Source organism: Blautia luti (assembly GCF_013304735.1).
Classification (GTDB): domain Bacteria; phylum Bacillota; class Clostridia; order Lachnospirales; family Lachnospiraceae; genus Blautia_A.
In genome coordinates, this window is sequence record NZ_JAAITI010000003.1 from 158,890 (window position 1) to 179,105 (window position 20,216).

Sequence of the window (20,216 nt, forward strand, 5' to 3'; positions counted from 1 at the left end):
ACTTTTTTCATTTTACCACACCCAACCACCCCTGTAAAACACAAAAAGACACAAAAAGCCAAAAAAATCAACAAAAAAAGACATCCTGCAGACCGTTTAACCGAATCCACAGGATATCCTCTTTTTCATATCACGCCATTATTTTACGATCACCATTCAATCCCGAACCCCTCATGGCAGAGCTCCGGCACCTCAGATATCACGAAAACTTTTTTCAATATTATCCAAATATTATTTAATAAACTTAACCTCTGGATAAATCGCCTGCTTAGCAGCCTCTTTGCGCTCATTAAATACAACCTTATTCTCCTCAAACAGGTTGCGGCCCTGAGCATCGATAGACACGATCAGCGGACCAAACTCCTTAACCTTATTGCACCATAAAGTCTCAGGCATACCAAGCTCATCCCAGTGATGCTCAACAATCTTCTCAACCTCTGTAGCAGCCACAACTGCACATCCAGCCGGGAAAACACAATGGATAGCACCGAACTCTTTACAAGCACGCTCCGTATTCGGGCCCATACCACCTTTACCAACGATCACTCTGACACCAGTCAGTTTTGTAAACTCATACTCGAACTTCTCCATACGCATGGAAGTTGTCGGTCCTACAGAAACCATCTCGTAATCATCCTCTGTACCTTCGATCTTGCGAACGATCGGGCCGGCATGGAAAATCGCTTTGTTGCGGATATCATACGGAAGCTCTCTTCCATACTCAACCAGACGACGGTGAGCAACGTCACGGCAGGTCATCAGATCTCCGTCCAGCCATACAATATCGCCGATTTTGATATCAGCCAGGTCTTCTGCGCTTATAGGTGTAATAAGAACTTTTTTATCTCCTCTGATTTCGATCATGATTTTTCCCTCCGTTTATATTAAGCATTAAATTTCCATGTGGAATGAGTATCACAGGTTACTGTAAGATCCGGATTTACAACCAAATGTCCACGACGGTGAGACCAGCATCCAACGTTTACTGCAACACCGATGGTAGATGGATGACGCGCGGTATTCTCGATGTTAACACCCATTACAGAATACTTTCCGCCCATACCCTGCGGTCCAAGGCCGATCGCATTGATACCGTCCTCAAGAAGCTTCTCCATTTTTGCCGCGTTTGCGTTGTCATTGTGAGAACCGATCGGACGCATCAGCGCTTTCTTGGAGTTCAGGGCAGCTGTCTCTACAGATGTACCTACACCAACACCAACAAGAAGTGGAGGACACGCATTCAGTCCATAAGTTGTCATCTGATCCAGAACAAAATCTGTAACACCCTCATAACCGGCACCTGGCATCAGAACCATTGCTTTTCCAGGAAGGGTACATCCGCCGCCTGCCATGTATGCGTAGATCTCACATTTATCGCTGTTCGGAACAATATCCCACCATACAGTCGGAGTTCCTTTACCAACGTTTTTCTTTGTGTTGTACTCATCAAAAGTCTCAACGGAATTATGTCTTAACGGTGCTGCAAAAGTAGCCTGAACAACAGCATCTTTCAGAAGTGCTTCCAGCTCATTGATATACGGGAAATTTGTTCCGCATTTCAGCCAGAACTGAAGAACACCTGTATCCTGACAGCTTGGACGGTTCAGCTCTACAGCAAGACCCTGGTTCTTTGTCATTGTCTCATAGAGAACTTTTGGAAGTGCAGCTGTTTCCTGGGAACCAAGCTCTTCCAGTTTCTTAACTACGTCATCCGGTAATTTTTTTCCAATATGGGCAACAAAATCTGCTACCATGTCTGTTAATACTTTAACTCCATTTTCCTTAGTCATGATTTACCTCCTGATATGGTTCGATGGTTTAATGTTTTTTAGTTACATAGGTTTACATAAATTTGGTTGGTTGTTTCATCATTAATTTGGCTGATTAATGGTTAAGATGGCTTTTTAGGTTATTTATTGACTTATTTATTTCTTCCCCTGCGCTTTATGATCGGCGCAGAGAGAACTAACTTAATTGATCAAAAGTTTCTCCCTTTATCCTCTTACGGATAAAACGGGAACAGGATCGGTAACAGGATCATACAGATCACAAAAGATACCAGGATCAGCGGCAGACCGGATTTTACGTAGTCTTTGAATTTGTATCCTCCAAGACCAACTACCATGGTGTTTGCCGGCATACCGATCGGTGTTGCATATGCACAGGAACCTGCGATAACCGTTGCGATAACAACAGCTCTCGGATCTGCTCCCAGGTTGTTCGCAAGAGATACCGCGATCGGGATCATCAGTGCTGTGGTTGCTGTATTTGACATAAAATTTGTCAGTACACAGGTTACAATAAAGATCACCAGAAGAAGAAGGATCGGACTTGGATCAGATCCAAGAAGTCCCACGATTTTATCTGCGATCAGCTCTCCGGCTCCGGTTGTATCCAGCGCTTTTGCAAGTGTCAGAGAACCGCCGAAAAGAAATACAACTTTCAGATCAATGGATTTCAGTGCTTCCTTCTCGGAAATAACTCCTGTCAGAACCAGGATGATCGCTCCGATACATGCAGAAACCTCAATGCTGATACCTATCTCTTTCTCAAAGATCATTGCAAGGATCACAAGGATCAGAGCTACCAGAGAAACGGTCTGTTTCCACTTCGGTACATGGCTGAAATCCTGCTGATCTTCAAGCGCTTCCCCGGATGCATTCTTTCCGTCCGGAAGAAATTTATATCCGATAAGGATAAAGTAGAGGATTCCGATCAGAAGCATTGGAACTCCAACCGGTGCATACATAAAGAAGCTTGTGGAAAGCCCCATCTCCTGAAGTGCATTCACACCCATCAGGTTTCCCGGTGCACCAATGATAGAAAGGTTTCCACCAAGAGCAGCGGCAAATACCAGCGGCATCAGAAGACGGCTTCTGGAATAACCGGACTCATCAGCGATTCCACAGACTACCGGGATCAGCACTGCTGCGGTACCTGTGTTGGATAAGAATCCGGACATTACACCTACAATTACCATGATCGCGATGATCAGTGTTTTTTCTGTTCTGGCAAATTTTGTGACCAGTCCTCCGATCTTATTTGCCATTCCTGTTTCAAACAATGCCTGGCCAACTACAAACATGCCAACGCAAAGGATTACGTTACTGTTTACATACTGTGAAAACGTTGTTGTCGCATCCACAACTCCTGTAAGGGTCAGGCCGATCGCACAGATCGAAGCCGTCAGACCAAGAGGAATTTTTTCAAGGATGAAACTGATAATGGTGAACACAAGAAACAGCAATGTGATAGTTGTCTGAGACATTTCTGTACTCTCCTTCCATTAAGTTTTGGTTTTCTCCTGAAAAGTATAGGCCGTACACGTTTCTTTTGATGGTTCCATTATAACCGGTGTACATATAAAAAAACAAATTAATGAAACACATATCCCCATAAAAAATTTTTATACTCTCAATTTTTAATGATAATTTTTATGCACTATTACCACAAAACTTTCTCGTTTTCAAATGAATATGGAATTTTTCACATGTCCATGATATCTTTATAATGACAGTCAGCTCCAAAGAGCATGTCCTGTTCCGAATTTCTTTCGATAAAAAACAGCGAAATCTGTCAAAAATTTCATCTGATCATACACGGAGAGAAGGTATATTATGACACTGAATCAACTACGCTATTTCTGCACAGCCAGCCGCTGCCACAGCATCACAAAAGCAGCCGAAGAATTATATGTGACCCAACCAACCATTTCCATGGCCATTCGCGACCTGGAAATCGAATTCGGAATCAGTCTTTTTTCCAGAAAAGGAAATCAGCTGAGTCTGACCCAGGAGGGAGAATCCTTCTACAAAAAAGCTACTTATATTCTTCAATATTGTAATGAACTTCAGGCTGACTACTCCAGCATGTCCAGGGTAAAACCCCCTCTTCGCATTGGAATCCCGCCCATGCTGAGTACTGTATTTTTCCCGGAGCTGCTTATGGCATTTCATGAAAAACACCCGGAGATCGCCGTGGTCCTGGAGGAATATGGATCTGTCCGTGCCTGCAACCTGGTGCAGGATGACACCCTGGATGTAGCTCTGGTCAATATGGAACAGTATAATATTGATAAATTCCACAACGCTGTCCTGGCCAACGACCAGGTAGTTTTCTGCGTAAGCAATGACCATAAACTGGCAGAAAAAGAATCTGTCACAACAAAAGAAATGTCAAAAGAACAGCTGATCTTTTTTAACGCGGATTCTGTCCAGAATCAGATCCTGAAAATGCGTTTTGAAATGGACGGCTACAAGCCCAATGTCGTGATGCGAAGTAGCCAGATCTACACTACTTTGCAGTTTGTAAAAACCGGAAAATACGGCTGTTTTCTCTATTCCAGCATGACCGATAAATTTTCCTCTTCCAATATTACCGGCATCCCTCTCAATCCACCTGTCCGCATAAAAATCGGCATGGTATGGAAAAAAAGCAAATACATCAGCGGCGATATGCTGACATTTCTGCATTTCACCCGCATGTATTACAAAGAACATCCGCTGATAGAAAAATAACAATTTACCAGATCCTGATTATATGTCGATTAATATTTCTAATAAATGGAATTTTTTTAATAAAACCCATTGAAATCCGTCAATTCATGTGATACTCTGTGTTACAGTGTATTTCTACACAAAACGAATGACCGCTACCACCGTACACAAAAAGGTCCTGGCATCATTCAAAAATAAAAAAACTCAGGAGAGTCTCTTCTGAAAAGAAGAGCGCCGAAGGTGTACGCAGCACACAAAATGCTGTAAATCTCTCAGGCAAAAGGATGGAGGAAAGAGTAATGTTTACACAAATCAACAACTTTATCACATGGTTTGACGGAGTCGTTTGGGGACTTCCGCTGATCATTCTGATCCTGTTCACAGGAATTCTGTTAACCGCTCGGTTAGGCCTTTTACAGGTAAGGCATCTCGGAAAAGCACTGAAATTCATGGTTAAAAATGAAGAAGGCGGTGATGGTGAGGTCACAAGCTTTGGAGCTTTGTGTACTGCGCTTTCAGCAACCATCGGAACTGGAAATATCGTAGGTGTTGCAACTGCTATCGCAGCCGGCGGACCTGGAGCACTTTTCTGGATGATCGTAGCCGCATTTTTCGGAATGGCAACCAAATACGCAGAAGGACTTCTGGCAATCAAGTACCGTACCATTGACAAAGAAGGCCACGTTCTCGGTGGACCATTCTACTACATCGAAAACGGTATGGGAAAACAGTGGAGATGGCTTGCAAAGATCTTCGCATTTTTCGGAGCAGGCGTTGGACTTTTCGGTATCGGAACATTTACACAGGTAAACGGTATCGCATCTGCAGTCACCAACTTCTTTGATCCGGATAAAGCACACACAGTAGCACTTTTCGGAAATACATATTCCTGGGCAACTGTAGTTGCATGTCTGGTACTTACCGTATGCGTAGGACTTGTCGTTCTCGGCGGAATCCGGAGAATCGCAAAGGTATCCCAGGTCGTTGTACCGTTTATGGCAGTTCTCTATGTTGCACTGGCACTGATCATCGTGATCACAAACATCACAGCAGTTCCTGCAGCGATCGTAACTATCGTAAAATCTGCTTTCACAGGAAGTGCACTTGCAGGTGGCGCAATGGGAACCATGGTCGTAGCTATGCAGAAAGGTATCGCCCGCGGTATCTTCTCCAATGAGTCCGGTCTTGGTAGTGCCCCGATCGCAGCTGCTGCAGCTCAGACAAAAGAGCCGGTACGTCAGGGTCTTGTATCCATGACAGGTACATTCATCGATACTATCGTGATCTGTACCATGACAGGTCTTTCCATCGTCATCACAGAGACATGGAACACAGGTCTTGAGGGTGTTGCCATCACAACAGCCGCTTTCCAGAAAGGACTTCCTTTCCCGCCGGTTGTAGCATCTTTCTCACTGATGCTGTGCCTGGTATTTTTCGCATTCACAACAATCCTCGGATGGGATTACTACGGTGAAAGATGTCTGGAATACCTCTTCAACCGAAACAAAGCCGCAGTAAAAACCTACCGTTGGCTGTATATCATCTGCGTATTCATGGGACCATATATGACTGTAGCAGCTGTATGGAACATCGCAGATATCTTCAATGCCCTGATGGCATTCCCGAACCTGATCGCTCTTCTTGCCCTGAGCGGTGTGGTTGTAAAAGAAACAAAAGATTTCTTCAAAAGACATAAAAATTACGAGTTCTGATCCCGGACATCGTAATCAACTGAAAACACGCACAAACCCATAAAATTCCCCCTAATATCATACAAAAAGACGCAGGCCTTTTTATCATCCGATAAAAGACCTGCGTCTTTCTTATTACAAAACTCCTACGCCAGCGTCAGTATCTCCATCTGCTGTGTCAGATCCGCTGCATCCAGGATTTCTCCGTTTCGTACATCCTTCTTATCAAGCCGGATACACATTTCCTCGCCATCTGTCATATGGAAAAAATTATCTGTAAGCGTCACATCCACATCTGTAAATCCAATAGCTGTAAACGGGCTGAAGCAGCTGCTCTTCAAATGGATTGCAAATGCATCATCCTGCTCCTCCACCTCGGCAGTGATCTCCGGTTTATCCAGTTCCAGATATTTATATGGGACAAGAGTCTCCACATCACGGAGCACACTTCCATCAGCAAGTGTCACTTCCGCCTCAAGGAAAATCTCATACTTCTTGTCTTCCCATCTGGAAACATCCACAACCAAGATCTGCCCGGACTCCTGCACACCCACAGTGCCCTTTCCGGTGATCTTCTCAAGGATCTCACATTCCATATTTTTCACATAAAAGACAACCTGGTATGGCTGCGCTTCCATACTTTCATTTTCCAGATACACCTGCATGGTATCCCCATCCCGGCACATGCTCACAGCCTGTGGCGCATAGAATTTTTTCGCCATATAGTGAAGCGCCTTCCAGCGGCCAAAATAGTCGATACTTGCCCAGGATGCCACCGGCCAGTTATCGTTGATCTGCCAGTAAAGAGTACCCATACAGCGGCCTCTGTGACGTCTCCAGTGGTCCACGCCATACTTCATGGCCATTCCCTGGAGGATCTGGCTCACATAGAGAAGCTTGCGGAAATTCTCCGGATAACGGAAATTCTCGGAGAGGTAATACAGGATCTTTCCGTTGGCCGCCGGATTTTTCTGGTGGTTCTCCATCACCCTGGAAAAAATATTCCGGTCTTTCTCTTCCGTAAAGCTCTCCACCGTTTTCAGGCACGGGAAGGACTGGAAGCCAAACTCCGAGCAGAAACGGAAATAATGCTTCTGATAATCGGTAAAAGGCTTCTGACCATGCCATACATCCCAGTAGTGACAGTCACCCCGGTTCTCATCATCCGGATCATCAAAGCATCCTCCGGAGCTCGGGGAAGACTGCCAGAAAAAGGTCTCGCTGTCTGCCGCTTTCACTGCTTTCGGAACCACGTGTTCAAACATTTTTATGTAGTCCGCACGGAGATATTTCGACTCGCTCTGCACCTCCGGCCAGTGATCCCAGGCAGATTCCATCTCGTTATTTCCGCACCACAGTCCAAGAGATGCATGATGACGAAGACGTTTAACATTCTCCGTGATCTCCTTCGTGATATTCTCTTCAAATCCTTCCGTGAGATCATAGACATTACATGCAAACATCAGATCCTGCCATACGATCAGTCCCATCTCATCGCAGAGATCATAGAAATGATCCGAAGGATAATAACCACCGCCCCACACACGGACGCAGTTAAAATTGGCACGTTTACAGGATTCCAGAAGATACTCCTGGATCTCCGGCGTAATCCTGGAATAGATACAGTCCTCCGGAATATAATTTCCGCCCATGGCAAAAATCTTCACACCATTGATACAGAATGCGAATTCTTTTCCCCAGAGATCTTTTTCCTGGCTGATGGTAAGAGTACGGAGACCGATACGCTTCGTTATGGTTTCCAGAACTTCTCCATTCTCATCCAGAAGCTCCACCTGAACTTTATATAACGGCTGGTCGCCGTATCCGTTTGGCCACCAGAGTTTCGGGTTGTGAATCGTGGATGTCAGCACTGCTGGATTATTATTCGCTGATACAGTCTCCTCCACTTCGCATACATAGGCTTCCGTTTTCCGGTCATTGGCATCTGTTCTATGTCCACAGGCACTCTCTACATCCTCCTGGATCGTCACTCTCACCCGGCACTTATCCACAGCATCTCCGCTTACCACCACCGTTGTACACACATCCACAGCATTATCCCCATGCCTTTGTGTAATCTTCACATCCTCAATCCTTGGATGGCTGTACGCTTCCAGATAAATATCCCGGAAAATTCCGACATCAATGGTCTGAGGGCCCCAGTCCCATCCAAACATACAGTGCGCCTTCCGGATTAGCTGGTTTCCTTTCATTCCACCGCAGGGAACATAGTGGATCTCTTTATTTTCTTCATACTCATAATCTTCGATATATTTGAATACGGAACGGAATACGATCCGGATCTGATTCTCCCCGGCATGAAGAAATTCTTTTACATTCAGTTTCCAGGTACGATGCATATTGTCTGTAGATCCGGCCTTTTTTCCATTGATATAGATATCTGTCAGAGTATCCAGCCCCTCGCAGACCAGAGCCACTTTCTCTTCTTTCAGAGCCTCCTCCGCAACCACAAACGTTCTGCAAAATTCATAATCCTTCCAGAACAGTTCCCTCGTAGCGTCTTCATTGGTGCGGTAAAAAGGATCTTCAATCTTTCCAGCCCCGTAAAGCCCAAAAAGCACAGATCCCGGAACCTGCACTTCACATAATGTATCTTTCCCCGCTTCCGCCAGCTCCCATCGGCCATTCAACATGATCTTTCTCATAAAATATACCTTCTCCTGTAAAAATCCCCATCTCTATACAGTCCTATATTACAGACTGTATCATCCCATTTTTAAGTGTCCTATAAACCGTACTTTATTTCCTTTATAACTTTCCCCCATAATTCCGGTAATTCTCAATATAATCCAGAATCTCCTCCGGATCTTTCATAAACCGGCACATATCCACAACATCTCTGGACATAAATTTTTCCCCAGCTGTATACTCCAGAAGCGCCCTCATACTATCATAATATCCCTGAATATTATAAAGAACGATGGGCCTGTCGATCCGTCCCAGACTCTTCAACGTCAGGATCTCAAAAAACTCCTCATAAGTGCCAATTCCCCCGGGTACCACGATCGTTGCATCAGAACGACTTTCCAAAAGGTGCTTCCTTTCACGCATATTTTCCGTAAAAATAAATTCTGTACAATGCTCATACAGCACTCCCGGCTTGTCAAAAAATCTCGGCGCGATCCCCAGGATATAACCTTTTTCCCGGTCAACGCCACGGGCTGCCGCACCCATCAGCCCCTCTTTTCCACCACCGAAAACAAGGCCATGGCCACGTTTTCCCATCAGCTGTCCCAGTTCCTCTGTTTTCTCATAATAGATCTTTTTCAGCTCTGCGCTGGACGCTCCATAGATACAAATATTCATGATTCTGTCTCCTTCCCTGCTGCCTCCACAAATGCCCGGAGAAGCTTCAGCTGCTCCGAGGAATCATACATCATCTCCGGATGCCACTGAACAGCCACCGCAAATGGATGACCTTCAAGTTCCATAGCCTCCGGCACCCGGTCTTCGGACCAGGCTGTGATCCTCACATTCTCCCCGGCATCTTTTATTGCCTGATGATGAAAAGAATTCACCCGGATATCTCGCTTCTCATAAATCTTTTCCAATATACTGGCTCCGGCAATTCTCACTCCGTGCCACGCTACATTTCTGGGGTACTTATCCCCGAAATGATGTTCAAAACCGCCCTCTTTTTCCAGATCCTGATACAAGGTCCCACCACAGGCCACATTCATGATCTGAATGCCACGGCAGATCCCGAGGATCGGCTTTTTCTTTTCCAGCATAAAATATCTGGAAATCGCAATATCTTGCTCATCCCGCATGGGCATGATTGTTCCGCAATATCCTTTCGGAAACGCCCCATACCGTTCCGGTCCCACATCATGTCCGCCGGAGATCAGCACTCCGTCCAGTTGGTCCAGAAACGGCTTCGCCGCCTCCAGATCTCCATACTGCGGGAGCAGCACAGGAATCGCCCCGGCTTTTTCCAGAATATACACATAATCACCACTGACAAAATCCCAGTCCTGCCCGGTGATCCCCATACCTGAAACCATTCCAACAGCATCCCTGTAGTCAAAATTACAGGTGACGCCGATCACAGGTTTTCTTTCCCTCATCCTTCTCCTCTTTCCACCAAAAAAATAATTATTTTTTCAGTACTTCCAATATTTTTATCGTCTGTAACACATCCTCTTTTCTGCAACATTCAATCGTCCATGTCCGTTTTTCTGTCTGGGGCAGTAATGCAAGTACTTTTTCATAAGGGATATTCCCCTCCCCAAGAGCTGCATGGGAATCCCGGTCGCCGCTGTTATCATGAACATGCACATGAGTCACATAAGGCGCCAGCTTCTCTGTCCATTCCAGCACCGGAATCTTCGAATAACAGTGGGCATGCCCCATATCAAAACAGAGATGAAAATTCGGATATTTTTCCCCCATCAGTTTATAAACATCCAAAACCGGATCAATCTGCGGGTCAAACACATTCTCCATGACAACTTCCAGTTCTTTATGCGTTTCCAGAAATTCTCCGAAAAACTCCGCCACTCTCTCAGGCCATCCCTGAAGGTAGTGGACAAAAGGATTCATGCAGGTATGATAAACGATCTTTTTTGCCCCAAGTTCCACACCTGCTGTATAAGTTTGGTGAAAACGCATCATAGTAATTTTTCGCACTTCACTGTCAAAGGCTGCAGGATCGATGTTCATAAAAGGCCCATGCAAAGTCAGTCCCCGGCATCCCATAAATTTCAGTCGTTCCCGATAACTGCAGACAGATTCCTTTAGATGATCCAGATTGTCCGCAATGGAAAATTCAATACTTTCGATTCCCACTCCTGTCTGACTGATGATTTCCTTCATCTCATCATCCGGCAGAAGATGACTGATATATATCATGATTATTTACCTCTGAATATAACTTTTGCCGGCCTCTGCTCTCAAAGCAAAGACCGGCTTTCCGTCATTTCCGATACATCTGGAGTGCATCCGGAAATGCCTGTTATTTTATTATAATCTGACATACACATGGGGTCAAGCAATTGCCGCTGCCCGAAACTCCCATTTTAATTTTTGGTCGAAAACTTTTTATACGAGAACTTTCTCTACCGCATTTTTCCATCCGCTGTATTTCTGCTCTCTCTCAGCAGCATTCATGGACGGGATAAACTGGTTGCGGTTTTTCACCTCAAAGATACTTTCCATCTTGTAAAGTCCACAGCTTAAACCAGCCATCAGGCCAGCTCCGAATGCGGAAGACTCCTCACATCTTGGAAGACTTACTTTTGTTCCCAGGATATCACTCTGGAATTTCATCAGATACTGGTTTCTTGTAGGACCACCGTCTACGCAGAGCTCCTTTACTGTCATTCCATCTTCCGCTTTCATCATCTCCACAATATCTGTGATCTGATATGCGATGGATTCCAGAGCTGCTTTTACAACCTCTTTCTTTCCGGTTGTTCTGCTCATTCCATAGATAATGGCTTTTGCATCGGATTTCCAGTAAGGTGCTCCCAGACCGGAAAATGCAGGAACCAGATAAGTGGTATCATTCTTATTCGCCTGCTCTGACATTTCCTGAGTCTCACCTGGAGAAGTGATCAGTCCCATGTCATCTTTCAGCCATGTGATCACTGCACCTGTGTAGTTGATGTTTCCTTCCAGAACATAGGTAACTTTGCCGTTAAGTCCCCATGCAAGAGAAGTTACAAGACCAAGATCTGACATGATCGGTTCTGTTCCTGCGTTCATCATAACAGAGGAACCAGTTCCGTATGTAGCCTTAACCATTCCTTTTTCAATGCAGCCCTGTCCGAACAGTGCACCCTGAGAGTCTCCGATCACACCACAGATCGGAATCGGTGTCTGGAAATATCCCTCGAAATCTGTTATTCCGTACTCTCTGCTGGAATCACATACTTTCGGAAGCTGCTCTGCGTTGATGCCGAACCAGGTACAGATCTCTTTATCCCATTTCAGGTTATGGATATTGAAAAGCTGGGTTCTGGATGCGTTGGAATAATCTGTTGCATAAACCTCGCCTTTTGTCAGTTTAAACAGAAGCCAGGTGTCGATGGTTCCCAGGCAGAGATCGTTGTCTCTTTTTGCCTGTTTTACTTCCTCCACATTCTCCTGAAGCCATGCAAACTTCGCTGCTGGGAAATACGGGGAAAGATGCATTCCTGTCTTCTGACGGATGATCTCTGCCACACCGCCGTTTTTCTTCTGCTCACGGTCCGGGTCAATCATCACGTTTGTTTTGATCCGCTCACAGATCTCGGAAGCTCTGGAGCACTGCCATACAATGGCAGGTGCCAGAGGCTCGCCTGTGCTGCGGCTCCACGCTGCGGATGTTTCTCTCTGATTACTGATTCCGAGACACGCGATCTCTTCTTTCTGGATTCCGGCTTTTTCCACAAGGTTCTTTACAACCTGGATGGTATTGCTGTAGATCTCGGAAAGATCATGGGAAACCCAGCCTTTTTCGTTGATCAGCTGTCTGTGAGGAAGGTCTGTTCTGCAGACCAGGTCACCATTCACATCGAACAGGATCGCTTTTGTTCCCTGGGTACTCTGATCAACCGCAAGAACATATTTTTTTTCCATAGTTTTCCCCTTATTTCAGCGCGTCTTTTACAGTTTTTGCAATTCCTTCTGCGTTCATTCCGTAGTAGTCAAATACTTCCTTGGAAGTTCCGCTTACAACCGGTGCGTCCGGAAGTGCGATGTTCAGAACTTTACGTGGGCACTCAGTGCCAACAACCTGGCTTACCATGGAACCAAGTCCGCCAAATGGTGCATGCTCCTCAGCAGTTACAACAACTTTTGCGTTGGATGCTGCTTTTACGATTGCTTCTTTGTCCAGAGGTTTTACACAGTACATATCAAGAACTGTTGCGTGAATGCCATCTTTCTCAAGAAGTTTGGCAGCCTCGTAAGCCGGGCGTACCATCTCGCCACATGCGATGATTGCTGCGTCTGTACCTTCTGTAAGAACCGTTGCCTTGTCCATTTCGAACGGGCAGTTGTCCTCTGTATAAATATCCTCAACCGGATTTCTTCCTACACGGATGTATGCCGGTTTCTCATCTTTCAGAAGTGCTTCGATCAGTTTTGCTGTCTGGAAACGGTCACTTGGAAGATAAACTCTCATGTTCGGGATTGCGGACATAGCAGCGATATCCTGTGCGGAATGATGGCTCATTCCAAGAGCACCGTAGCTGATTCCACCACTGATTCCGATAAGTTTTACATTTGTGTTGGAGTATGCAACATCAATTTTGCACTGCTCATAGCTTCTTGTGGAAAGGAAGCATGCAGGAGAAGCTGCGAAAGCTTTTTTACCACAGTGTGCAAGACCTGCAGATACGCTGACAAGATCCTGCTCAGCGATTCCCATCTCAACGAACTGCTCCGGATATGCGTCTGCAAAAGGTGCCAGAGATGCAGATCCTCTGGAGTCACTGCAGAGAACAACGATATCTTTATCGGTTTCCGCTTCTTTTAAAAGTACGTCACAAATTGCTTTACGGTTTGGAATCTTATTCATAATTACAGCTGCTCCTTTCTCTCTTCAAAATCTTTCATGATCTGCTCATACTCTTCCTGGCTCGGTACGTGATGATGCCAAGCAGCTTTGTTCTCCATAACTGCGGAGCCTTTACCTTTAACAGTATTCGCGATCAGGACTGTCGGCTGGCCTTTTGTCTGTTTTGCTTCCTCAAATGCTGCGTGGAGCTGCTCAATGCTGTTTCCGTCGGCAACATCAATTACATGCCATCCAAAGCTTTTGAATCTCTCATGAAGATCGTCATGTCCCATAACGTCCTCTGTATTTCCGGAGATCTGAAGTCTGTTACGGTCAACGATTGCACAGAGGTTATCCAGTTTGTACTGATGTCCTGCCATAGCAGCTTCCCATACAGAACCCTCTGCAAGCTCACCGTCACCCATTACTGTATATACACGGTAGTTTTTCTTGTTCATTTTTCCGGCAAGTGCCATACCTACGCAAACCGGAAGTCCATGTCCCAGAGAACCGGAGTTCATCTCAATTCCCGGAAGTTTGTTGTTCGGATGTCCGATATACTGTGTTCCAAATTTGCTGAATTTCTCGTTTACTTCTTTGATATCAAGGAAGCCTTTCTTTGCAAGTACTGCATAGTAAGCTTCTACGGAATGACCTTTACTCATAACAAAAAGGTCTCTGTCCGGATCATTCATATTCTCCGGGGAAATATTCATCTGGTCAAAATACAGTGTAACCAGAGTCTCCATAACACTCATATCACCACCGATATGTCCGCCTTTACCGGCAACGATCATATCTACTGTGTCTTTTCTGAGATCATATGCAAGTTTGCTTAATTCTCTAAAATCCATGCTGATTCCTGTCCTTTCTTTTTTTCAATCTATATTTCATATTCACAGCCCGGCACGTTTTTTATCCTGGAAAAACGTGCCACTGTGTTTCCTGTTTATCATTCTCCGCGAAGATATGCCTTAACATCTTCTTCAATCGGGTCATAAAGATCCGGTGTTACGCCGATATATTTGCATGCCTCGTAAAGTACCGGAACAACGTTCTTGTGGATACCGACACAGTGATGGATGTATGGTCCCTCAACCAGTTTTGCCTCAAGACGTTTGATGTTCTCAACCTCAACCCAGAGATAAGTTCCCATACCTTTCGGGCCATCGATACCTTTTGCATTTCCAAGAAGAAGAGAATACTCTCCGTTATCTCCGTCAAAACGAACCAGAGAAACATCGCCATGTTTTGCCTCAGCTGTGATGCTTCCCGGATGATCGAATGCCAGCGGGTAAGTAAGCTTCGGTGTCTCTTTTGCGATGGAAATTGGCCATGGTCCGCAGTGCTGAAGAAGCTCGCCATTCTCTACGTCAGGATGACGGATTGTCCAGTCAGCGAAGAAGCTTCTTGTCTCGCCCATGCCAGCTGCCTCTACCATAAGAGCTGTGATTGCACCATGGATATCTGTCTCACATACAGTCGGGATTCCCTCGTCATTTAACAGGGAGTTTGCTGCACATGGCATAATTCCAAGCTCGCTCTGAAGCTGGTTCCAGCACTGGATTGCGATTGCTTTGCAGCCGTATTTCTCAGCCAGATGTTTCATGGCAACCTTAAGAGCTGCTACGTTCTCAAGCTCGTCCTCTTTGATGCAGATCTCCATGTTGTCACGGCAATACTGCATAACCTCCTGAACCTCTGTCTGCTCTGCTTTTGCTTTCTTTACTTCATCGGTAAGCTCCGGCATCGGGATCGGTGCAAGCTGGATGTTGAATTTCTCAAGAAGCTCGCCCTCGTTGCACATGGTTGTCCAGAAATCAAACGGTCTTGTGGAAATCTGAAGAATACGGATATTTTTGAATGTTTTAACTACATTACAGACAGCAAGGAAATCTTTGATTCCTCTCTCGAATACCGGGTCATTCAGTCTGCAGTTTGTCATGTATGTAAACGGAACACGGAATCTTCTTAAAACTTTACCTGTTGCAAAAAGTCCGCACTGTGTATCACGAAGTCTTGTTCCGTCTGGCTCAGGTCTCTCATCCAGAGGCCCCCACAGAAGAACCGGAACATCAAGAGCTTTTGCAAGTCTTGCACACTCATACTCTGTACCGAAGTTGCAGTGTGGAAGGAAAAGTCCGTCAACTTTCTCTTTTTTGAATTTGGCGATGATCTTCTCAAGTCCCTCATCGTTGTAGAGAAGTCCCTCATCGTTAATGTCTGTGATATCTACGAAATCAACGCCAAGCTCCTCAAGTCTCTTAGCAGTAAGTCCACGATATTTTACTGCATCCGGTGCGCTGAAAATACTTCTTCTGGTTGGTGCGTAACCAATTTTAATCTTGTCCATGTTTGAACTCCTTTCATAAATCCATGTTTTACCTGTTTCTATGTGATTCATTTTTTTATGTTCATCTTTGTTATCTGTATAATATCTTGATTTCTACTTTATTTCTACAAAAAATAAAGTGATTTCCACTTTATTTTTCACTTTATTGTTGTAGATGCAAGAAAAACATTTTATAATTAAAACAGTTGAAAAAATACAGTCAGGAAAAATTATACCGATATACAGACACAACTCTACATTCAATACAGGAGGACTATCGATATGGGAATTACAGCAAAAGAACTGGCCGCCAGATTAAATCTCTCCGCCACCGCCGTCTCCATGGCCCTGAACGGAAAACCTGGCGTCAGCACAGAAACCCGAGCTCTGGTTATCCGGGAAGCAGAAAAAGCCGGCTATGACTTCAGCCGGCTTTCCATGAAAAAAAATGTGACAGGCGATATTTATTGCATTATCTGCCGTGCCCACAACGCAATTTTAAATTATACTCCAATTTTTTCAGAGCTCACCGAAGGTATTGAACAGGAATGCCGTAAAAACGGCTATCATCTGAAAACCTTCCAGCTCTACGAAAAAGCAGACGATCTCCAGAAATACATCGAAGAACTCCGCATTTCCCAGTGTGCAGGTGTCATCCTTCTTGGAACCGAAGTATCCGCTTCTGTATGCCACGAGTTCCTTCAACTCTCCGTCCCGGTTGTCCTTCTGGATTCCTACTTTGATTCTGCAGACTGCAGCTGTGTTCTCAGCAACAACGCCCAGGGCGCCTACCAGGCCACCAGCTACCTTATCGACCGCTGCGGCCGCCAGCCAGGACACCTCTGCTCCTCCTACAAAATCACAAACTTCCGGGAACGTACGCACGGTTTCCACAGAGCTGTCCGGGAACATGGAATGTCCACTGCCAAATCCATCATTCACGAACTCTCCCCCTCCATCGAAGGAGCCTTCTCCGACATGCTGGAGATCATCGACAGCGGAACCCCACTGGCAGGCGCCTACTTCGCAGACAACGACCTCATCGCCATCGGCGCCATCAAAGCCCTGAAACTCCGCGGCTACAAGATTCCCGAAGCCATCACCATCGCAGGCTTCGACAACATCTCCGAAGGCCGCGTCATAGACCCCGCCCTCACCACCATCGACGTCCCCCGTAAATTCATGGGAGAAACAGCCGCCGCCCAGCTGATCCGTGAGATCCGGACCTCCGTGCCACATTCCGTAAAAATTGAAGTATCCACCACACTGATCAAACGGTTTTCTGTATAACCGAAATCCTTTTCTGTAAGAGAATAGGTTCCGCTTTTTCCGGCAAATTTTTTCGCTTTTCAAAGCTGAGTAAATTGCGAGGAGGGGAAGCATTCACAGTTGCGAAGGCCATTTTCCCTCCTCGCGCTCCTCCCCTCCGGCCACGCAAATTACTGTAGGTTATGGAGATATGTTCAAATACTGGCGGGGCGATGGATGCCACGGTATTGGATATGAAACGCTGTGCCGATTTATTCCTATTCTCCACAACTTTTTTTCAGGCAATTACTTACTCCCATCAAACCACAAGGAAACTCAGCCTTTCCTCCCAGCCGTCCAGCGCAGCGCTGACGGCTCATCCAATTCTCTGAAATCCACTCAACCTCACACTATAAACCAAGCTCCCGAGCAGCCACCCTATCCCTCCCGCCCTGAAAAGCCAGCCCGTGAGGCGTGTGCTGCCTGTCGCCGGACTCTGCAGGAGGGGTGCTGATTCTTGGCTGGCGGAAATCTGCGTTGTTTTTCAAAAGTTCGCTGTTTGAGCGAAGCGAGTTCGGACTTTTGGAAAACGCTTTTAGCAGATTCCCGGCAGCCTAGAAGCCAGCCCCCGACGAAGCCCCGGCGACAGGCAGCACACGCCTCGCGGGCGTCCCTTTCACAAACATCCCTCTCACAAAAAAAGAACAGGCCGGCACACACACCGACCCGTTCCCAAAAAACCTGAATCCCAGGACTCAATCAATCAGAAGCACTCTTTATAAATCTTATAAACCCTCTCCCGATCCAATTCCACAAAATTATTCGCCATCAATCTACCCTGATTCTCCAGCACAGAATCCGTAAACTCCTCAAGCTCCTCCTCAGACACCCCATACTCATGCAGCGCCTTCTTAGGAATCATCACATTAAGCAGCTTCTCCAGCTCCTCATAAACAACATCCACTTCACAACCAAGGATTCCCGCCATAAATTTATTCAGGCGTGCGATCTCACCGTCACTCTTGATCTCCATATAGTTGTTGAGCACACCCGTAAACATCGCATAATTCGACTCCCCATGAGCCACATGATACTTAGCCCCCAGCGGATAACTCAAAGCATGCACAGCCGCACACCCCGCATTACCAAACGCAATACCCGCATAATTAGCCGCCATCAGAAAATCCTTCATCAACGGAATCCGGGCCTCCTGACCATGATCCCTGATCTCCATATAACCCTTCAGGATCATCTCGATCGCCTTATACCCAAACATCCTTGTAGTCTCATTTCCCTTAGGAGAAAGACTGGACTCCACAGAATGCACCAGCGCATCAATAGAACTCGTAGCAAAAAACTGGAACGGCAGATCCTCCAGAAGCTCCGGGATCAGCACAGCAGAATCCCCATAAAGCTGCTCCACAGCAAGACCCTTCTTCGTTCCCTTCGTAGTCAGAGAAAGAATCGAAATATTCGTCACCTCAGAACCCGTACCACAGGTAGTCGGAACCAGCACCAGCTCCTTATTCTTCACAATCGGAAGCAGACCGTCATAAAGATCCGTAACCGGAGAAATATTCTCCAGTGCAAACAACTTGGAAAGATCCAGAATACTGCCGCCGCCAACAGAAACCACACGCTTCGCATCCTTCGGAACATCCTTCCAGATCGCCTCAGCCATCACATCCGTAGGTTCACCCTTGCCATAATCCTCACGGAAAATCACATCACAGCCAAGCCCCAGCGGCTCAAAAAACTTCTTAAACAATCTCTTATTGGTAAAAAGCAGATCCCCCTCACCAAGCTTAAATTTCTCCGCAAACTGCCGACAATTATCAAAACTGTAAATCGTCGGCCTGATCATCAGTTCCTGCATAATTTCTCCTCCTGTCAGCCCCGCATTTCGCAGAAGCTCTCCATAAAAATTTTTATACAACTATAATAGCACAGGCAGCCAGCCATCCGCAATCCGCAGTACCACCCGCCCACCATAAAACAGATCATGTCCCAAAGCAGACCTTCACCTTTCATTCCACCACCCGGAATATGATTCTCTCAACCACAGATTTCAACATCCATGAGTCAGAAGTGTACCATACATCTCCGGTCTCCGATCCCGGAAAACACCCCACTCCCGTCTCTTCTGCGCGATGGCATCCAGATCAAACTCCGCAGTGATCACACCCTCCGTCTCTCTGTCAGCCTCAGCCACCAGTCCACCGGTCTCATCCGCAATAAATGAAGAACCATAAAACGTCATCTCCGAATTCTTCTGCACCTCATGACCAATCCGATTGGAAGCAACTACAGGCATGATATTTGCAGCCGCATGTCCCTGCATACATCTCTGCCAGTGCGGTTTGGAATCCGTCTGAAGAACCGGCTCGCTGCCGATGGCAGTGGGGTAAAGCAGGATCTCCGCCCCCAGAAGCGCCATACATCTGGCAGCTTCCGGAAACCACTGATCCCAGCAGATTCCCACACCAATGGTTCCGTACTTTGTTTTCCAGACCTTAAACCCGGTATCGCCCGGAGTAAAGAAAAACTTCTCCGCATAAGGCATCCCGTCCGGAATATGCGTCTTTCTGTATTTTCCAAGAACCGTACCATCCGCATCAATAATGGCAATAGAATTAAACGCCGCATTTCCTGCCCGCTCAAAAAAGCTCACCGGGATCACCACGTCCAGTTCTTTTGCCACTTTCTGAAAGCGCTTCACAGCCGGATTCTCCTCCGGCGTTGTGGCAAGGTCCATATATTCAAAATCGTGTCTCTGACAAAAATACGGCGTCTCAAAAAGCTCCTGCAGAAGAATGATATTCGCACCCTTTGCAGCCGCCTCCCGCACCAGTTTTTCCGCTTTTGCAAGCGTCGCTTCTCTGTCCCATGTGCAGCTCATCTGTGTAGCCGCTACTACAACTTTCCGCATAAATTTTTAAGTCCCT

At 46.1% G+C, this 20,216-nt stretch carries 16 protein-coding genes and 1 riboswitch; of the genes, 3 read left to right on the top strand and 13 right to left on the bottom strand.

The genetic code is table 11. The features are described 5' to 3' along the window. Nucleotides 1-231: 231 nt before the first annotated feature. The 3 genes from ttdB to G5B06_RS03150 all read right to left on the bottom strand — a co-directional run bounded on the left by ttdB (nucleotide 232) and on the right by G5B06_RS03150 (nucleotide 3,268). Nucleotides 232-864, bottom strand: a complete 633-nt coding sequence (ttdB, locus tag G5B06_RS03140; protein WP_021977663.1) for a L(+)-tartrate dehydratase subunit beta — start codon at nucleotides 862-864, stop codon at nucleotides 232-234. Between the two features lie 20 nt (nucleotides 865-884). Beyond that, the gene (ttdA, locus tag G5B06_RS03145) at nucleotides 885-1,790 is read right to left on the bottom strand and encodes a L(+)-tartrate dehydratase subunit alpha (RefSeq protein ID WP_021977662.1); all 906 of its coding nucleotides are present in this window, start codon (nucleotides 1,788-1,790) and stop codon (nucleotides 885-887) included. A 212-nt stretch (nucleotides 1,791-2,002) separates the two neighbouring features. Next, nucleotides 2,003-3,268 (bottom strand): SLC13 family permease, encoded by a 1,266-nt coding sequence (locus G5B06_RS03150; RefSeq protein ID WP_173771307.1) that lies wholly within the window; start codon nucleotides 3,266-3,268, stop codon nucleotides 2,003-2,005. 349 nt (nucleotides 3,269-3,617) lie between these two features. Here G5B06_RS03150 and G5B06_RS03155 point away from each other — a divergent pair, with 349 nt between their 5' ends. Both G5B06_RS03155 and G5B06_RS03160 read left to right on the top strand, forming a co-directional pair. Further along, the gene (locus G5B06_RS03155; RefSeq protein WP_173771309.1) at nucleotides 3,618-4,517 is read left to right on the top strand and encodes a LysR family transcriptional regulator; all 900 of its coding nucleotides are present in this window, start codon (nucleotides 3,618-3,620) and stop codon (nucleotides 4,515-4,517) included. A 174-nt stretch (nucleotides 4,518-4,691) separates the two neighbouring features. Beyond that, nucleotides 4,692-4,794, top strand: a riboswitch (glycine riboswitch). Nucleotide 4,795: 1 nt separating this feature from the next. Next, complete coding sequence (locus G5B06_RS03160; protein ID WP_173771311.1) at nucleotides 4,796-6,208, top strand: alanine/glycine:cation symporter family protein; 1,413 nt, start codon at nucleotides 4,796-4,798, stop codon at nucleotides 6,206-6,208. A 125-nt stretch (nucleotides 6,209-6,333) separates the two neighbouring features. Here the strand turns inward: G5B06_RS03160 and G5B06_RS03165 are convergent, their stop codons facing one another. The 8 genes from G5B06_RS03165 to G5B06_RS03200 all read right to left on the bottom strand — a co-directional run bounded on the left by G5B06_RS03165 (nucleotide 6,334) and on the right by G5B06_RS03200 (nucleotide 16,044). Beyond that, complete coding sequence (locus G5B06_RS03165; protein WP_173771313.1) at nucleotides 6,334-8,853, bottom strand: beta-mannosidase; 2,520 nt, start codon at nucleotides 8,851-8,853, stop codon at nucleotides 6,334-6,336. Nucleotides 8,854-8,956: 103 nt separating this feature from the next. Further along, the gene (locus tag G5B06_RS03170; protein ID WP_173771315.1) at nucleotides 8,957-9,514 is read right to left on the bottom strand and encodes a TIGR00730 family Rossman fold protein; all 558 of its coding nucleotides are present in this window, start codon (nucleotides 9,512-9,514) and stop codon (nucleotides 8,957-8,959) included. Further along, nucleotides 9,511-10,275, bottom strand: a complete 765-nt coding sequence (locus tag G5B06_RS03175; RefSeq protein ID WP_173771317.1) for a gamma-glutamyl-gamma-aminobutyrate hydrolase family protein — start codon at nucleotides 10,273-10,275, stop codon at nucleotides 9,511-9,513. Before G5B06_RS03175 ends, G5B06_RS03170 begins: the two co-directional genes overlap by 4 nt. Before the next feature lie 28 nt (nucleotides 10,276-10,303). Continuing rightward, nucleotides 10,304-11,059, bottom strand: a complete 756-nt coding sequence (locus G5B06_RS03180; RefSeq protein WP_173762472.1) for a sugar phosphate isomerase/epimerase family protein — start codon at nucleotides 11,057-11,059, stop codon at nucleotides 10,304-10,306. A 189-nt stretch (nucleotides 11,060-11,248) separates the two neighbouring features. Continuing rightward, entirely contained in the window at nucleotides 11,249-12,769 is a 1,521-nt protein-coding gene (locus G5B06_RS03185) for an FGGY-family carbohydrate kinase (protein WP_148448952.1), read from the bottom strand. Nucleotides 12,770-12,779: 10 nt separating this feature from the next. Next, on the bottom strand, nucleotides 12,780-13,712 hold the full coding sequence (locus G5B06_RS03190) for a transketolase family protein (RefSeq protein WP_173762474.1): 933 nt from the start codon (nucleotides 13,710-13,712) through the stop codon (nucleotides 12,780-12,782). Nucleotides 13,713-13,714: 2 nt separating this feature from the next. After that, nucleotides 13,715-14,545, bottom strand: a complete 831-nt coding sequence (locus G5B06_RS03195) for a transketolase (RefSeq protein WP_148448956.1) — start codon at nucleotides 14,543-14,545, stop codon at nucleotides 13,715-13,717. Nucleotides 14,546-14,643: 98 nt separating this feature from the next. Next, nucleotides 14,644-16,044 (bottom strand): L-fucose/L-arabinose isomerase family protein, encoded by a 1,401-nt coding sequence (locus G5B06_RS03200; RefSeq protein WP_148448958.1) that lies wholly within the window; start codon nucleotides 16,042-16,044, stop codon nucleotides 14,644-14,646. Nucleotides 16,045-16,305: 261 nt separating this feature from the next. Between G5B06_RS03200 and G5B06_RS03205 the strand changes: the two genes are divergently transcribed. Continuing rightward, nucleotides 16,306-17,313, top strand: coding sequence for a LacI family DNA-binding transcriptional regulator (locus G5B06_RS03205; protein WP_173771319.1), 1,008 nt, complete (start codon nucleotides 16,306-16,308; stop codon nucleotides 17,311-17,313). 721 nt (nucleotides 17,314-18,034) lie between these two features. Here G5B06_RS03205 and G5B06_RS03210 read toward each other — a convergent pair. Beyond that, complete coding sequence (locus G5B06_RS03210) at nucleotides 18,035-19,147, bottom strand: 4-hydroxybutyrate dehydrogenase (protein WP_173771321.1); 1,113 nt, start codon at nucleotides 19,145-19,147, stop codon at nucleotides 18,035-18,037. A gap of 192 nt (nucleotides 19,148-19,339) precedes the next feature. Then, nucleotides 19,340-20,200, bottom strand: a complete 861-nt coding sequence (gene aguB, locus G5B06_RS03215) for an N-carbamoylputrescine amidase (RefSeq protein WP_173771323.1) — start codon at nucleotides 20,198-20,200, stop codon at nucleotides 19,340-19,342. Nucleotides 20,201-20,216 lie beyond the last annotated feature (16 nt).

Bases quoted from the DNA above. Each gene is read 5' to 3' on its own strand.
- ttdB (WP_021977663.1), bottom strand. From the start codon at position 864: ATGATCGAAATCAGAGGAGATAAAAAAGTTCTTATTACACCTATAAGC.
- ttdA (WP_021977662.1), bottom strand. From the start codon at position 1,790: ATGACTAAGGAAAATGGAGTTAAAGTATTAACAGACATGGTAGCAGAT.
- G5B06_RS03150 (WP_173771307.1), bottom strand. From the start codon at position 3,268: ATGTCTCAGACAACTATCACATTGCTGTTTCTTGTGTTCACCATTATC.
- G5B06_RS03155 (WP_173771309.1), top strand. From the start codon at position 3,618: ATGACACTGAATCAACTACGCTATTTCTGCACAGCCAGCCGCTGCCAC.
- G5B06_RS03160 (WP_173771311.1), top strand. From the start codon at position 4,796: ATGTTTACACAAATCAACAACTTTATCACATGGTTTGACGGAGTCGTT.
- G5B06_RS03165 (WP_173771313.1), bottom strand. From the start codon at position 8,853: ATGAGAAAGATCATGTTGAATGGCCGATGGGAGCTGGCGGAAGCGGGG.
- G5B06_RS03170 (WP_173771315.1), bottom strand. From the start codon at position 9,514: ATGAATATTTGTATCTATGGAGCGTCCAGCGCAGAGCTGAAAAAGATC.
- G5B06_RS03175 (WP_173771317.1), bottom strand. From the start codon at position 10,275: ATGAGGGAAAGAAAACCTGTGATCGGCGTCACCTGTAATTTTGACTAC.
- G5B06_RS03180 (WP_173762472.1), bottom strand. From the start codon at position 11,059: ATGATATATATCAGTCATCTTCTGCCGGATGATGAGATGAAGGAAATC.
- G5B06_RS03185 (WP_148448952.1), bottom strand. From the start codon at position 12,769: ATGGAAAAAAAATATGTTCTTGCGGTTGATCAGAGTACCCAGGGAACA.
- G5B06_RS03190 (WP_173762474.1), bottom strand. From the start codon at position 13,712: ATGAATAAGATTCCAAACCGTAAAGCAATTTGTGACGTACTTTTAAAA.
- G5B06_RS03195 (WP_148448956.1), bottom strand. From the start codon at position 14,545: ATGGATTTTAGAGAATTAAGCAAACTTGCATATGATCTCAGAAAAGAC.
- G5B06_RS03200 (WP_148448958.1), bottom strand. From the start codon at position 16,044: ATGGACAAGATTAAAATTGGTTACGCACCAACCAGAAGAAGTATTTTC.
- G5B06_RS03205 (WP_173771319.1), top strand. From the start codon at position 16,306: ATGGGAATTACAGCAAAAGAACTGGCCGCCAGATTAAATCTCTCCGCC.
- G5B06_RS03210 (WP_173771321.1), bottom strand. From the start codon at position 19,147: ATGCAGGAACTGATGATCAGGCCGACGATTTACAGTTTTGATAATTGT.
- aguB (WP_173771323.1), bottom strand. From the start codon at position 20,200: ATGCGGAAAGTTGTAGTAGCGGCTACACAGATGAGCTGCACATGGGAC.